Origin of the sequence: Paenibacillus sp. FSL R7-0272 (genome assembly GCF_037969905.1) — a bacterium.
GTDB lineage: Bacteria > Bacillota > Bacilli > Paenibacillales > Paenibacillaceae > Paenibacillus > Paenibacillus polysaccharolyticus.
Window position 1 is genome coordinate 4,457,634 of the sequence record NZ_CP150221.1, and the last position, 15,895, is coordinate 4,473,528.

Consider the following 15,895-nt stretch of genomic DNA (forward strand, 5'->3'; position numbering starts at 1 on the left):
ATTTATCTGCCATCTTTTTAAAACCTCGCTCTCAAAAGAGCTATTCCGCAGTCTCACGTGTCGATGAACAGGTAATGAACTGAGATGGGATAGGAAGAGATAGAATGGAGCATGAAAAAACACCCCCTGACAAGTCAGGAGGTGTTTATTGAATTTGCTTTATTGCAGAAATTGTTGAACTGCTTGATTAACCAGTTTGCCGTCCGCTTTGCCTTTAACTTTCGGCATAAGGGCCGCCATCACTTTCCCCATCTCGGCTTTCGAAGAAGCACCGGTTTCCTGGATGGTCTGCTGTACAATAACTTTAATTTCTTCTTCGGTAAGCTGTGCAGGAAGATACTGGATAAGTATTTCAATTTCCGCTTCGGCATTTGCCGCGAGTTCTTCGCGACCTGCTTTGCCAAATTCTTGGAGGGCATCTTTGCGCTGTTTGATTTCACGACTCAGGATATCAAGCACTTCGTTGTCATCCAAATCTCTTTTCAAATCTATTTCAAGATTCTTGATCGTCGAACGAATCAACCGAATGGTGGAGAGTCTGAACTTGTCCTTACTCTTCATCGCTTGCTTCATATCTTCGTTCAATCGTTCGCTAAGATTCATGTAGTTAAAATCCTCCTAAAACTTTCTCTTACGAGCAGCCTCGGACTTTTTCTTGCGCTTTACGCTTGGCTTCTCATAATGCTTACGTTTCTTCACCTCAGCCAAGACGCCATCTTTAGCGATGGAACGTTTAAAACGGCGAAGTGCAGCATCAATAGTCTCGTTTTTGCGAACTTTAGTTTCAGACACCAGTTTTCCCTCCCTCCGACCAGACCGTCCAAGAGCAATAACACGGTTCATCATCTTTCATTATAGGCGAAAGGCAATAAAAGTGTCAACCTTAACGTGATCCCTTAATATTAGCTGAGCTACAGCAATTTATCAAGTGCAAAAACAATATTGCAACCTGAGTGCATCATATCGTGATCTTATTGGTGTGAATCAGACAAACTTGTGAGCGCCCCAAGTCTGGTTCCGCCCAGCAAATGGTAGTGCAAATGGTGCACCGTCTGCTCGCCATCTTGGCCGCAATTGTTAATCAGGCGGTATCCAGATTGTTGCACGCCGAGCCGATTGGCAGCCTCCTGTGCAGCCATATGGATTTCTCCGATCAAGAGCATATCCTCTGCGGTTACATCATTCATGGAAGCGATATGTTTCTTCGGAACAATCAACACATGGGTCGGTGCCGCAGGATGAATATCGTGAAATACGACTACATGATCGTTTTCCAGTACTTTGTTGGAGGGAATGGTGCCCTCTACAATTTTGCAAAATAAGCAATCCATCGTACAATCCCTCCTTCCTATGAGTTCAAATTATGTATACTCCTATATCATACTAAAAGTAAAATCGTACGTCCAATGCCTGGTAGATAACTTCTTTCCTCTCTGTAATCATCTGTAAAAGAAAAAGCCACACCTGAAGGCAGGGGTATCCCATTGCCGAGGTATGACCGTGATTGTATTATGATTTCTTTGATACGGATTAAAAAGGAATTTAAACCATTTTAATAGTACGGCAGTAAGGTTAACGCCGTCAGGGCAAATAAAGGCAGAACCAGCCTGTTGAAGCGTCTGCGGCCATATCCATAATAAGGGTAAGGAGCAGGGTACCCGTATCCAGGATAAAATCCACGAGCAGTTGTCGCCGGATACTGAACCATCGGCATCATATTTGGAGCTCCATTTGCATGGCCTGCCATGACTTCATTGCCAACCGGAACAGCCAAATAAATCATCTCATCATCCACGTTCTCTACAATGCCATCATAATGTGAACCATCATTCATCTGAATACATACATAACGATGGATATGATCCTTACACAGTTTCTTTGCCGTACTTTTATCCATACCTAATCGCCTCCCAGTTCAGCTCTTCTTCACCCTTCATCCTATTCAACTCTGGGCGGATTGACACTGTGTTAAAGACGATTTGAAAAAGAATGAAAAAGAAGCCCCTCGTGAGCGGCCTTCCGAAGAAGTCCGGCTACGCGGACATCTATACAGGAAGGTTCCTGAACAGATGTCCGTCGGGGGGCTTAAAACAAGTTTGTCGGCTTAGCTGTAGTATAACAGCAGGTTGAACCTGTATCTGTGATGAAACTCACTTGTTATCGTGAGATATCAAAAAAAGAAATATTTTTACAAATGAATTATTTATTAACTTCCTGGACTCATAAGTTTTCCATTACAACCCTGGAGCCTGTACCCGCATCACCAGCCGGAATCACGACCAGTTTGCGTTGCAAACGTGCACGCAGTTCAGGAACGTGACTGATGATACCCACAGCCAATCGATCGTCATGCAATTTTTCCAGTGAAGTAATGACTGTATCCAGCAGTTCCGGGTCCAATGTGCCGAACCCTTCATCCAGGAAGAAAAATTGTAGCGGATACTGCCCACGCAACTGAATCTGGGCGGATAGTGCCAGCGCCAGCGACAACGAGGTCAGGAACGTTTCTCCACCAGACAAGGTTGATACCGGACGTTTCACACCACCGTTGGCATCGTCACAGATCACAAAGCCGCCGCCCGAATCCACTTCAAGGGAATACCTCTGCTTGGTAAGAAAGCGCAGACGCTGGGAAGCCGCGTGACTTACCTGCATCAACTGCTCTTCGGCAATGTACTCCACAAATGTATTCCCCCGGAACGCGGTCTGCAACTTGCTAAGCAACTCGCCCTGGTGACTGATCTCCAGCCGTTTCGTCTCCAGCTCCGTCCAGCGAACATGACGTTGCTGTACATCCTCCAGATCCCTTTCGGCACGTGCTTTCACTTGCAAGGCAGTTTCATCCTCATATCTGGCCTGTTTCAAGCGTTCTGTGCAAGCGATCCACTGTTCCTCGGTCACAACCGCACCATCCAGTTTCCGCTCCAGTTCACGTAACTGAGAAGCAAGTTCACGTTCTCGTTCACGATGATGCTGAATTTCTTTCTGTAGCCGTTCTGCTTCCTCGGCAGCCAGCGCCGCCTGAGTGACAGCGATATCTGTCTCGAACGCGGATTGCTCCAAGAGCAGCCGCCAGCGCTCCTGTGCCAGCTCCAGATGTTCTGCAGCTGATGCGGCGGCCTGCCCAGCCATTACGTCACGTTTCACCGATTCCTGCTTCTGTGCATCCGCTTGTTTGAATCGCTGTGCAGCTACCTCAGCAGTCTTGCGCAGTCCATCCAGGCGAGCCTGTGTCTCGCGGATCAGATCTTCTACCCTTTGCTCTCCTACCCACTGGCGCAAACGTTCTTCTTTCTCGGCCAGTTGTTTGCTGCCGCCTTGCCATTCGGTCTGCCACTGGATCAGCTGCTTGTCGAGTTCCACCAGCTTCTGCTGCAATGACTGGACAAGCTGCTCTTTCTCCTCAAGGAACGTCACGCTTTTGGCTAGACGTTCCTTGATGTCTTCGGCGCGTGCATCGCGCTCCTGCATCGCTTGATAGAGGCCTGCGGCCTCCTCCTGTGCGATGTCAGGCAGTTCCGCGGCCCAGCGGCCCTGCAACGCAGCCGCCGCGGCTTCGCTCTCGGCCAGCTTGCGCTCCGCCTGGGCGAGCCCGGCACGGCCGGCCTCTTGCGCAGCTGCCGCTTCCATGCGGCGCTGCTGCGCGCCTGAAGCCGCCTGCTGCAACGCTGCGGCTTCGCTCTGCAGCGGCGCTGCTGCGGCAGCCAGCGCCTGCGCGGCCTCGCGCAGCGCAGCGGCACGCGCTGCCCAGCCCGCCGGAGATCGCCCATCCTCGGGCGATCCGGCAGGCTCGGGCTCCGCTGCCGCAGGCGCGGCCTCGGCTGCGGCCGTGGCATCGCCGGCCGCGGCGCCAAGCTGCGTCAGCAGGCTGCGACGTTCGTGCAGCTGCTGGCGCAGCCCAAAGCGCAGCTCCTGCAGCTCCGCGTGCAGGCTGCGCAGCAGTTCCAGGTCCGCATCGTCTGCGTGCGGACCATCTCCCGGCGGCGCAGCCGGGAGCGGGTGGTGTGCGGAGCCGCACACCGGGCATGGCTCGCCGTCCCGCAGTTCGGCGCGCAAAGCAGCGGACAGCCGGTGCATCTCCTGCTCACGCATAGAACGGCGTAGCTGCTCCTCCGCACGGGCCAGCAAGCGCTGTTCGCTGTTAATATCCTGCTCACAGGCAAGCAAGGCCTCAAGACCTGCTGACGCCTGTTCCACCAATTGCTGGCGCTGTTCGGTCAGGCGTCCCTCTTCCGCAGCCGCCGCCTCCAGTTTGGCGGCCCCTTGTTCTGCAGACTGTTGATAGGTCTGCATGTCCACTTTGTGCTGTTTCACCTGCTCGAATGCTGTATCGATCCGATGTTTCAGCTCAAGTGATGTTTGTAGCCGTCTGCGCTCATCAGACTTCACTTCATTCGGTTTGAGACTCTCCTGCAATTCCTCACGCCGTTTGCGTCCACGCATTTGCAGTTCCTGCTCTTTATCCAGCTGTTGTCTCAGCGTTGCCTGTTCGGCCTGCCCTTTCTCCAACAACTGCGCAAGCCGTGAACAATCCGCCTGCAAAACATCACGTTCCCGTTGCAGCTCTTTGGCCTGTTCCAATTGATCCAGACGCAGGAGCAGTTTGGGCTCTTCTGCTCCAAGCTGTTGCCGTGCCTCTTCTGCCTTTTCAGCTTCCTGCACAGCCAAACGTTCATGCTCCGCTGCCTGTTTTCCAGCAGTTTCTGCCTCCAACTGTCGCTGCTGGTGGGCTTCTGACGCGTCCCGAGCTGACTGAAGCGCAGGTAGCATCTTCTCGGCTGCTCCCGACCGTTTCAAACGCTCCTCATCGGCTTCAATCTGTTCCGCCTTGGCATGGAGTTGTTGCTGTTCTTGCAATCGCACTTGTTGTTCCTTACTCAGCTCACGAATCCGGCCGAATTGTTCTGCTTCCTTCACCGCCGAATCCAGCTCTTTCCGTGAGGATTCGGCGTGCTGAACCGCTGCCTTAAGCAAATGTTTTGTTTCTTCAAGCATTTCTTTACTGGCATTGCCAAGTCCCTGCTGCTCCGCAGCAAGGGATTGATGAGCCATATCATTATCTTTGACCCGCCGACTTAATTTAATGGCGAGTTGATCCCCATACTTCTCCAGATGAAAGAGCCGTTGCAGCATCTGCCTCCGCTCACTGCCTTTCAGGGAAAGGAACTCGGCAAATTTCCCTTGCGGTAATACTACGGCTCTCGTAAAATCATCCATTTTCAGACCAATGACGTCTTCAACGCACCGATTGACTTCTGCCAGCTTATCAGCAAGCACTTGATCTTCCCCATCAATCGTTTCAATAAACTTGCTGACCGTATTACTAACGGACACTTCATTGTTACGCTTAAAACGCCGTTCGACCCGAAATCTACGAGTTCCCGCTGCCGAAGCAAGCTCAAATGTAAAAGCAACCGATAGCGAATCTTCAGCATGGTTCATAATGCCTTGTGTACCATTGACTGCCCGTTCCACCTTGCCATACATGGCAAGGGTGATCGCATCAAGCAAAGAAGATTTTCCGCTACCGGTAGGCCCGAAAATACCAAACAAACCTGTTTCGGTCAGCACCGTAAAATCAATCTCCTGCATCTCACGATAACTTTGTAGCCCGGCGACTTTCAATAAAATCGGTCTCATCGGCCTTCGACCTCCTCACGCACGCCTGGCTCATCTTCATCGACCAGCTCCAGGAAAAGCTGTACCAGACTATCTTCTGGTAGGGCTCCACCCGTTTGGCGCTGGTAAAACTTGCGGAAAAGTTCATGCACAGGCAGTTCTGAACGCTGTTCTATGAACCCTGCGGCCTCCATCTCCGGATATACTGGACGAATATGGATAATACCCTCATGAGCTTTACGCAACTGCTGAATCTCTTTTAGAGACATTGCATCCTCCAACCAGACCTCCATATCAATGTATGCCTGTGAGTCACGCCCCTCATCCAGCCAACGGTACACTTCTGCCAGACCACCTCTCGCCTTCCAACGAACAAGCGGGTTGCCTGAGGCAAGCAATACTTCTTCTACTTGTGCGACTCCGCCTGGCGTAAGATCAATCATCGTAACGGATTTGCTCTGCCCCGCTTCCGAGAAGCTGTACGCCAGGGGAGAACCACTATACCGAATCACACCGTCTCCTTTGACGGCTTGCGCACGATGGAGATGTCCCAGAGCCGTGTATTGAGCACCAGTAGACAGGGAAGAAGGGTCTACGGTGTACGCTCCACCCACCTGGATAGGCCGTTCAGAATCGCTCTCTACTCCGCCTAGTACATATATATGACTCATAGCGAGATTCACTGTATCCGGACGAAAGGAAGAAGCCAAACGTTGCATTAACATCCCTACTCTGCGACTGTATGCTTGACGTAGTACATTTTCGTCACCATCTGTAGTTAACAGCTCATTTAATCTCGCTTCTGATGGATAGGGCAAAGCCGCAATATGTGCTGTCTCCCCGGTTCGACGAGTATGAATAGTCACAGCCTCTGACACCGGTGTACCTACTAACGTAATTCCTTGTCTGTTCACAAGCGGAGTTACCGAGGCTACACGTTCGGGTTGATCGTGGTTGCCTGCAATGACAACAAGTGGCCTGCCGTTTTCAGTCAAACGTGCTGCCGCCTCATAAAACAGCTGTTCCGCCGACGCAGGCGGATTTACCGAATCGTACACATCCCCAGCCATCAATATGGCATCAGCCTGCTGATCGTCGGCTATTTTGACGAGTTCATCGACGAAATCCTCCTGTTCACGAAGCCGGCTTCGTCCCTCCAGTGTTTTCCCCAGATGCCAGTCTCCCGTATGCAAGATACGCATCGTCCGCTCCACCTCTTTCCACTACATCTTCTATCATTCCATCTCTCGCCCGTCGCTCATTGAACAAGAGGTATTCAAAACGCAAAAACTCTCTAAACCTTTTATAATTTAACCGCATGACCGCCATCGAAAAAATAAAGCCACATGTGGTCGACTTGGCGACCCAATATATCTTCAATTGCCCGTTTATACAGCCGTAGCTGGAAACGATAGTTTTCAACCAGAGGTTCCACTCCTCCGCGATGTTCAAGCACTCGATCCGTCTTGTAATCTAGCAGAACAAGTTCACCATCAACCTCATAGAGACAGTCAATAATCCCCCTGACGAGCACCGTTTCATCCTGCAGCACAGCCTGTACTCTATCGTTTTCACTGTGTATCTCCTGCTCCTCGTTTGGCCGTAACCCACGAATCCATTCCTCAGGAGATTGATCTGCCGGGAGACCATACGTGAACGGGATTTCCCTTCGAATCCACGCCGCACGCAACATCTCCATTCCTGGTTGTGTATCAAAAAAAGCAATCAGTTCACTTCGTTCAATCGCCTCTGCTTGATAAGGAAGCAATATTTGAATCGCCAGCAGGCGCGAAATCGTCTCATCAACAATCACTTCATCCACAACAGATCCGTCTACAGGGAGATGCTGCATGAGCGTGTGGTACACCGTTCCCCGTTCTGTTCCTGTCAGTTGCCGCTCTCCCATGAATTTGGGACGACGCAAGTGTAATTTGAACGAAGCTTGTGTCGCTGGACTCGTCTTACTATCATTGCTTCCATTCCACTTACTATCACTGCCTCCAGTCCAAGCTTGCTCCTGCAGCTCTTCCATAACGGGGTATGAAGTATCCTCCTGCGTCGATAACAGACTCTTGATTTCGGTTACTGAAGTGCTCGCCGCCACTTGTGAAGCTGATTCATATGGATAGGTCCAGGAAAGCCGCTTATCTATCTCACGCACAAGTGCATTTTGAACATTAACTTCCAGAACCTCTTCACTGTTCGCTTTTAGTTCTGTCCGTTCATCCGTCTTCTGATCTGTCGTTACCGATTCAATCTCTGAAACCGGATTGGCTTGTATGCTCCCGGTGTTATCGATCACTTCTGTCGATGGGTTTAATCTGACGGGTTTCGCCGCATGCAGAGCAGCCAATCGTTCTCTCCGCAATCCAGTTAATTCATCTTCTTCACGCTCCACAAGGTCGGCGTGTTGCTGGAGAGATACCCGATCCGCAGCAACCACGGATATGCTCCAGCGTGATTCATCACTCGCAAGGCAAGCCGCATAAGAATCACGATCACCTGCAAGCTCACGCAACACCGCGGCGTCCCGGTGTCTGATCAGCGCTGGCCCGATCCAATCCAGATAATTTCGTCCCGCAGCAAGCAGATAATCGGGTAGCGCAAGCTCTGGACTGTCTTTAACCTGTGACCAGGTTTGTGCCTTTTTGGCAGCGTCCTTCACGGTGCCTACCAGCACCATCTTTTCTTTTGGACGGGTTAAAGCCACATACAGCACTCGCATTTCTTCCGCCAGCAGTTCAAACTGAGCACGGCGACGAATAGCCAGATTGGCTAATGTAGGATAGGCCACCCTGTTGTCACGATCCACAAACCTCGGCCCAAAGCCAAGTTCCTTGTGCATCAGAAACGGTGCATGCAGATCTTGTTGATTAAACATTTTGGAGATACCGCCAACAAACACAATCGGGAACTCCAACCCTTTGCTTCGATGGATCGTCATAATTCGGACCGCATTATCCTGTTCCCCTGAACCGCTGGCTACGGTGCCCAGGTCTCCGCCATTTTCCCGTAGTCTTGAGACATAAGTCAGGAACCGGAACAGCCCGCGGTTTGCAGTTGCTTCCTCATATTGACGCGCCCGATCATACAGAGCCTTCAGATTACTTTGACGCTGCTGCCCACCAGGAAGCCCGCCAACCCAATCCAAATATCCGGTTTCCCTATAAATGCGCCAGATCAGCTCACTTAAACTGCCTTGTCTTGCCTCAAGTCTCCACTGTTCCAACTGACGCATGAAATGAATGAGTTTCTGTTGCAACTGCGAGTGCGCGAGTTCTTTTTCTTCTATTCCACCCATAAAGCCTGCATCTTGTTCACCAATTTCAGTTTGCAGATATTCTTCTGAATCAATCTCCATCTCCGCAGTAACAGCGGATTGACGCTGAGCCTGTTCGATTTCGGACCAGCCTTCTGGCCACTGCATCTGAACCAAATCGTCAACATACGAATCCCTTCCCGACTCAGAACGTTGACCAGTCACATCGAGGGCATTTCTCCACTCCCCTGTAGCCGAAACAACGGCATCATAGAAGGACTGTCTTTTATCCCCCAGACGAATCTGAGCGAGCTCTTCTTCATCTAACCCAACCATGGGAGAACGAAGTACGGAGGCCAGAGGAATATCCTGTCTTGGATTGTCCACAAGCTGCAACAGAGATAACATCACTTCCACTTCCGTAGCTTGAAAATATCCCTTGCTCTGCTCTCCACCTGCAGGGATACCCTGCTGTCTGAATTCCTCAATCATCAGCGGTGCCCACATCAGCGTGGAACGCAACAAAATAACAATGTCTCCATAACGTGCCGGACGCATCGTTTGCAAAGCCTTGTCATACACACTCAGCGCAGGCTTGTCTGTCTCTCCGACCATCTCTCGAATACGCCCTGCGATGGCGCGCGCTTCCAATTGAGCCGTTTCGAGTTCGGCACTCTCCAGTTCTGCAACTGCGGTTGCATCCACACCGTCTTCCGTACCTTCCGATACATCGATTCCGCTGCCTTGGCGATCAATTAACACAAGCTCAGGTGTGTAGGCCTCACTTCCAAGTGTATCTGTTGGAAAGGAAGCCCCGTAAGCCAGCTGAGCCCGTTCATCATAAGGGATCTCAGCGACCCCTTCATTCATCAACTGTCTGAATATAACGTTGACGGAATGCACCACTTCGGCACGACTACGGAAATTGCGGGCAAGGTCGATTCGTTTCCCTGTTCCCGTTGCTATACCCGTTCTTGTACCACTCTCTTCGTTATCACCTGTATCCACATGAACACTCGGAGTGTAGTTACGATATTTGTTCATGAACAGACCAGGTTCAGCCAAGCGGAAACGGTATATGCTCTGTTTAACATCACCAACCATAAATCGATTACCTGGATTTTCTCTGGAGATTAGCCTAACGATATCCTCCTGAACCGTGTTGGTATCCTGGTATTCGTCGAGCAACACTTCATCAAAACGTGCACGATATTCCATCGCCGCATCTGACGGCATTGAATGTTCAGGGGTCGAATCCTCATGGCGCAAAATGTGCAGACAATAGTGCTCCAGATCGTTAAAATCAACTTGTCCGCGTTCCTGCTTCGCCTGAAGATACCGTTCGCCAAAGGCGCTAACCAGACGGGAAAGCTCCCGCATCAGCGGCGCAGCCTGTTCCAGCTCCTGCCAAAAAGTGAATGCACTCCTGCCAAAAAGTGAACCTTTCAGGTCAGCGACAGCCTTTTTGGCCGTTTCCCGCAACTCCTTCACCTGTTCCTGTAGCCCAGGATCGGTCTGATCTTTTTTACAAGGCTTCAATTTGCCGAATGCAGCTGGCTGGAACACCTCAGGCAACCTATCCCAAGGCATGACCTCAACAGCGGATAAAAGCTCTTCAACCATCGCCAAATCCTCTTTGAGTGTCTCCGCATAAGGTGCAGGACCCTCCGGTTGCAACGAAATCTGAATCCCTTGACGCAACAAACCCGCCGCCCCGCTTAAAGCGAGAGCCGCATCCCGTAAAATGCTCTGTACCCATGCAGATTGCCCCAGTGCCTCTACACTTTCCACCTGAAAAGCTTCAGCCATCTCCATCAGCCAGTGATCTGGCCAGGAATGGCTTCGCGAGAAATCGTATAAACGCTGTACTAGCCGGTGCATTGCATCATCATTTCGCTCTCCACTGAACCAGTCCACCAGTTCGCGAAACGTACTGCCCTCGTCTTCTTCGCCATACTTTTCTTCAAACAACTCCTCCAGCAATTCCTGACGAAGCATCTCAGCCTCATTTTCATTCAGAATTCGAAAAGCCGGATTTAGCGGAATCTGCTGATAATACCTGCGAATGACTTCCATACAGAAGGAGTGCAGCGTTGTAATGGATGCTCGTCCAAGCAACGACAACTGCCTGCGCAAATACTCCTCCTCCGGTTGCTCCTCAAGCGCACGCTCCAGCGCTTCGCGAATACGCTGTTTCATCTCGGCCGCCGCCGCCTTCGTGAACGTGGCTACCAGCAAGCGGTCCACGCTGAATCCTTGGGAAGGGTCTGCGATTTTGCGAATAATCCGCTCCACCAGAACAGCCGTTTTTCCCGATCCTGCAGCCGCGGCGACCAGAATATCTTCTCCATGTTCAGCAATGGCGCTCCACTGATCATCACTCCAGAAGCTGCCTTCCGGTTTAGGCATATGCATCATAACGTTTCCCCTTCCTTGCTGTGAGACAACATATCCCAAACTTGCTGTTTGCCCGGTTTGGACAGCAGTTTATAGTCGTTCCCCTCAATATTTTCATCAAACTGACAGAGTGATTTGTATGAACAGAACGTACAGGCGATCTCCTGCTGTATCCGATACGGTTCAATGGCTGTATCTCCATCTGTAATACGAGTTCCAATCTCTCGAATATTGCCGCGAACAGCAGCAAGCAGCGTATCCCATTGTTCTGGCGTCGCGACAGCAGCACTGCTATAAAAGCTGCCATCTGCTTTTAATGCCACCGGAATAATGGCGGAATGTCCTTTATCAAGGGTATTATCCATTTGAGCAACAGCATCACGGTCAGCGAGCAGCAAACCCTTCATTTTAAAACGTTTCAGAAGTTCTTGTTCTGCCTGTTCCGATGTCATGCCGTTTGCGGATTGCAATAGTGGATTATGCACATGGAAATAGAGGGTGCCTCCTGGCATCGCCGTTTCTCCTAACCACTCTTCAGCAGCGCTAAGCAACACCTCCAGATAGGTGAGCATTTGCAACGATAGCCCGTAGTAGACTTCATGAAGCTTGAGATCGGTCTGACTTGATTTGTAGTCAATTACTCTTAACAACAGACCGTTCTCTCCTTCAGCGACATCAACACGGTCAATCCGGCCGACAATCTCCAGCACACAGCCGTTCTCAAGTTCAAAACGCAACGGCGGCAAAGGTTTCCCTGGACCAAAATCCAGCTCCAAGCCAATCGGTTCAAAACTACCTCGTCTGGACTGTTCGCCCAAAATAACGGATGCCCGGCTGACGATATCTTTTAATTTGCGGAAGATATACCCATAACGCTTTGTGCTAAGCAAAATTTCTCCTTGGAGTTGCGGAGCGATCTGCTCCACCGTCTGCTCGGCTTCCTGGCGACATTGTTCGGGTGTCAGACTGCCCCAGCTCCGATTTTCCTCACGCAGGCGCATCGCCAGTTGACTCAGTGCAGCATGGAATAGTTGCCCGATATCCGGAGCTTGGAGGCGATATAATTGCCGATCCTTCAGCTTCAGTCCATGTGATGCAAAATGAGAGAATGGACAGGCTACAAACCGCTCCATCCGTGAAACACTCGTTCTCACCTCCGTACCGTACAGCCTGCGGCTGGTCGAAGTATCCAGTCGCCGCGCACGGTTACGATAAAAGACAGAACCCAGCAACCGCTCCAGCTGAGGACGACTCGCTTCCCGGTTCACATGCCAATTGTAGACGGCCCACCATATTTCAGGAATGTCTTCTCCTCTACGCCATCTGCGCAACTGTCCAATCAGCATGGAGAGGCTTTGTTCTGGATGAATCGCGTAAGAGAGGTGCACGGATTCCAGATCCGAGACGGGCGGCTGAGCAAGCAAAGGCTGCTCTTGCAATCCAAACATTTTGCGTACATGGCGCACAATCTCGGAAGGGAGTAATGACTTACCCTCATCATCTGCGACAGGATAGCTCAGCCATAACTGCTTGCTGGCAGCGGTCAGAGCGGTATAGATGAGAAAACGTTCATCCAGCATCAGTCTCGTTGCACCAGGTCCCAGACCCATACCTCTCTCGGTCAGCAACAATCTTTCCTGCTCCGTTAGTACTCCGTTGTCCTGAGGGATCGCTGGCAATTCCCCATCAACCGCCCCAAGAATAAATACATATTTCATATCACGCAGACGAGTACGATCCATCGAACCAAACAGCACCTGGTCAAGGGCCGGGGGAACAAGCCCCAGCTTGAGCTCAGTCAGTCCTGTCTCCATCATGCCCGCAAACAAAGTGATGTCCAGGCGTTCATTGCCCATCATATCGACCATCTGGTCAAGAAGATCCAACACGGCCCCCCACATTTGACGATGCTCTCTAGAACGCTCCGGGTCTCCCTGTGCCTTGGCTTCAGCAGACATCTGATCCAGCTTATGCGCAATATCTGCATCCTCTAACAGTCTGAATAATGCCTCACACTGAGCAGTAGCCGTTTTTGCTTTTTTCATTCGTTTCTCAAACGTGCCGAGTGCCGACGTAATCAAGGTTCTGCAGCTTTCCATCAGCGATAACACAGCATCTCGTCCCCGGCTTCGTTCTTCCTGTGCATTATCCTCCAGTGAGGGACTCGGCACATATTTCCACGGCTTTCCATCGTTCCACCGATATCCATGAATACCGCAAGCAAGCACATAGTTCTCCAGCTGATCCATATCCTCACGCGTGATGGAACCATCAAGCGGAAGCAACAGATCCGTCTTGACACAGCGAAAAACATCCTCATAACGCCAGTTACGGCGGACGATATCTAATGCAGCACGAATAAATTCGGATAATGGATGATGTAACTCACTTCGTCTTCGGTCCAGAAAGACCGGAACATCATAATCCCTGAATAACGGTTCCGCAATATCAGCATAGGTCTCCAATCCGCGAACCAATACCGCCATATCCCGATATCTTGCTCCTTCTTCTTGGGTTAGGCGACGCATCTCACGTAGTGCACCCTCCAGCTCTGCCCGGCGATTCTCCGCAGCCATCAAGCGTATACCTGAATCCTCACCCTGACTTCTCCAGCGAATACGCCGATCAAAACCGGCCTCCAGATGGGCAAGCCCTGGCCGCTCCTTGAATCTCGGCAAGACTTCATCATGGAGAACAGTTGTATCGGCAGACACACCCAAATGTTCAGCCATTCCTTTGAGACGCACATATGCACTTGCCGTTGGATAAAATAATTCAAGTTCCCCAGGGAGCACACCTTGTTCGTACGTGCGATCAAGCGTCAGGGAAATCGTTACAGACGAAGCTTGTAACATGAGCTGTCCTATTACACTCATCTCCTGCGGAGTGAATCCATGGAATCCGTCAATCCAGACCTCGGCCCCCTGCAACCATGTACTTTCTGGCAAACGACCTGTCAGTTCATTCAATGTATCTTCATCATCTATATATAAATCCGCCAATTCCTTCTCATAATCATGGTAGATCAGATTCAAATCATGGAGCTTATCCTCCAAAATAGATGAGGCCGATGCGATGCTCCATGTTGCAAGCCCTTCTTCGAGTGCCGAAGCATGAACTTCATAACGTTTAAACTCACTATATAAATTAGTCAATTCCCCGATAAAGCCAAGCTGGCTTCCCGAAGCAGCAAACAGTCTCAGTTCTTCTTTCCTACGCTGAATGACTTTATATAAAAGCATCTTTTTGCCCTCGGCTCCGATCGGAACGCGAGCAGAACCGCCAGCCTCCTGCATAACGCGATAAGCCAGACGACGAAATCCAAGAACTTCGGCACGCATCGTACCTTTGATATCTCCCGAAGATACCAGCGCCTGCTCTGTCCGGAACGAGCTTTGTTCGGGAACGAGTAAAATCAACGGTTTTCCTTGGGGCTCCTGCCTAAGCAGAAATGTGATTTCTCGGGTAATCAGTGTGCTCTTACCACTGCCTGCCCGGCCAATAACAAAGCGTACGGACATGTGTCATCCTCCAAACTGCACGTACAAGATTTTAATTTCCAGTATACCATACCTTCTCCGCTTCGGAACATACGTTTGCCATGATCCACCAAATAAGAATACAATATGGCTATTAAAAAGAGCCGCCGCCTGTTCATTACAGCCAGCAGCTCCCTATGGATTTACGTTTATTACCAAACTCGGTGACAGATACGCCTAGTATTTGTTTTCAAGTTTACAATTTCGTTAAATGAATTCATGCTCTACAGCCTTCTGTAAGGCCTCGAAAAAATCCCGGTTTCTCTGGCTATATCCAGGCTTATTCAAAATCTCAAATGTACGTTCGATCCCCTTTTGCACTAATGCCTGATCATTGGTTAGTAATCCGTAGCTTAAAATCGTTACGCAACAGTTAAAAAGATCACCCGTAGGCCAGTGATGCGGTCGTTTGGTCAAATATTCATCAACAGCAACAGCTTGATCCATGCGCGGCAGCAAATACTTGCTTTCAGCTTCCTTGAACCTGTCTGCTGTTTGCTGAGCAGCTTCTTGTATATTTTCAGAGGAAACAAGAACAGAATGTTTTTGCTGTGTATACCTTTCAACACTATTGCCGAAGCCGACTGGAGCATTTGAGATCAACGTTATTTGATGCTTTTCAAGAAAAGTACGTAAACGTTCAGTGGCAGCTTCATAACGGCAGGCCATGACTGTAAACACAGCATACGGAGGTTTTGAATGAGTCAGATGACTATGTAAGCTCCAAACAATGCCCGGCTTGACATTTTTCTTGAACGCATAGTCCGTCGGGCTAGAATCAGGCTCTCTATATTCCACATACCCCTCTGGTGCAATGAATTTCCCTAATTCAGTATAAAACTGTTTTCGAATTCCCTCTTTTAGATTACGCATGTCAATATACGCCTGCCACGTCTATCATTACGCGTCTCAAATAACATACCCGTAACCATAGCGAGCAGACCTCCTCCTTTTTTCAAACTAAATCCTGCGGTTGCCAACCTAGATATAAATGAGTCGGGATGAAGTCTGAACACTGTATCCTTTTCAATCAATAATATAAGTTGTTCGCCAAGAGCAAGCTCTTCCTCATAAATAAAAT

General features: G+C 50.1%; 9 protein-coding genes. All 9 read right to left on the reverse strand.

What is annotated here, in order from left to right:
- Positions 1–159: 159 nt before the first annotated feature.
- On the reverse strand, positions 160–603 hold the full coding sequence (locus tag MKY23_RS19835; protein ID WP_090914751.1) for a GatB/YqeY domain-containing protein: 444 nt from the start codon (positions 601–603) through the stop codon (positions 160–162).
- Positions 604–618: 15 nt separating this feature from the next.
- Positions 619–792, reverse strand: a complete 174-nt coding sequence (gene rpsU, locus MKY23_RS19840; RefSeq protein ID WP_005547957.1) for a 30S ribosomal protein S21 — start codon at positions 790–792, stop codon at positions 619–621.
- 179 nt (positions 793–971) lie between these two features.
- A complete protein-coding gene (locus tag MKY23_RS19845) occupies positions 972–1,331 on the reverse strand; it encodes a histidine triad nucleotide-binding protein (RefSeq protein ID WP_154983206.1) in 360 nt (119 codons plus the stop codon).
- A gap of 221 nt (positions 1,332–1,552) precedes the next feature.
- Positions 1,553–1,897, reverse strand: coding sequence for a hypothetical protein (locus MKY23_RS19850; RefSeq protein ID WP_221788929.1), 345 nt, complete (start codon positions 1,895–1,897; stop codon positions 1,553–1,555).
- Between the two features lie 323 nt (positions 1,898–2,220).
- Positions 2,221–5,640 carry an SMC family ATPase gene (locus tag MKY23_RS19855; RefSeq protein ID WP_339831626.1) on the reverse strand — a complete coding sequence of 1,140 codons (3,420 nt, stop codon included), beginning with the start codon at positions 5,638–5,640 and terminating at the stop codon, positions 2,221–2,223.
- Positions 5,637–6,821, reverse strand: a complete 1,185-nt coding sequence (locus MKY23_RS19860; RefSeq protein ID WP_339831629.1) for an exonuclease SbcCD subunit D — start codon at positions 6,819–6,821, stop codon at positions 5,637–5,639. Before MKY23_RS19860 ends, MKY23_RS19855 begins: the two co-directional genes overlap by 4 nt.
- A 101-nt stretch (positions 6,822–6,922) precedes the next feature.
- Positions 6,923–11,296: a helicase-exonuclease AddAB subunit AddA gene (gene addA, locus MKY23_RS19865; protein ID WP_339831632.1), complete on the reverse strand. Its 4,374-nt coding sequence runs from the start codon at positions 11,294–11,296 to the stop codon at positions 6,923–6,925.
- Positions 11,293–14,796, reverse strand: coding sequence for a helicase-exonuclease AddAB subunit AddB (gene addB, locus MKY23_RS19870; RefSeq protein ID WP_339831635.1), 3,504 nt, complete (start codon positions 14,794–14,796; stop codon positions 11,293–11,295). The genes addA and addB overlap by 4 nt, the downstream gene beginning before the upstream one ends.
- Before the next feature lie 225 nt (positions 14,797–15,021).
- On the reverse strand, positions 15,022–15,687 hold the full coding sequence (locus MKY23_RS19875; RefSeq protein WP_339831639.1) for a hypothetical protein: 666 nt from the start codon (positions 15,685–15,687) through the stop codon (positions 15,022–15,024).
- Positions 15,688–15,895 lie beyond the last annotated feature (208 nt).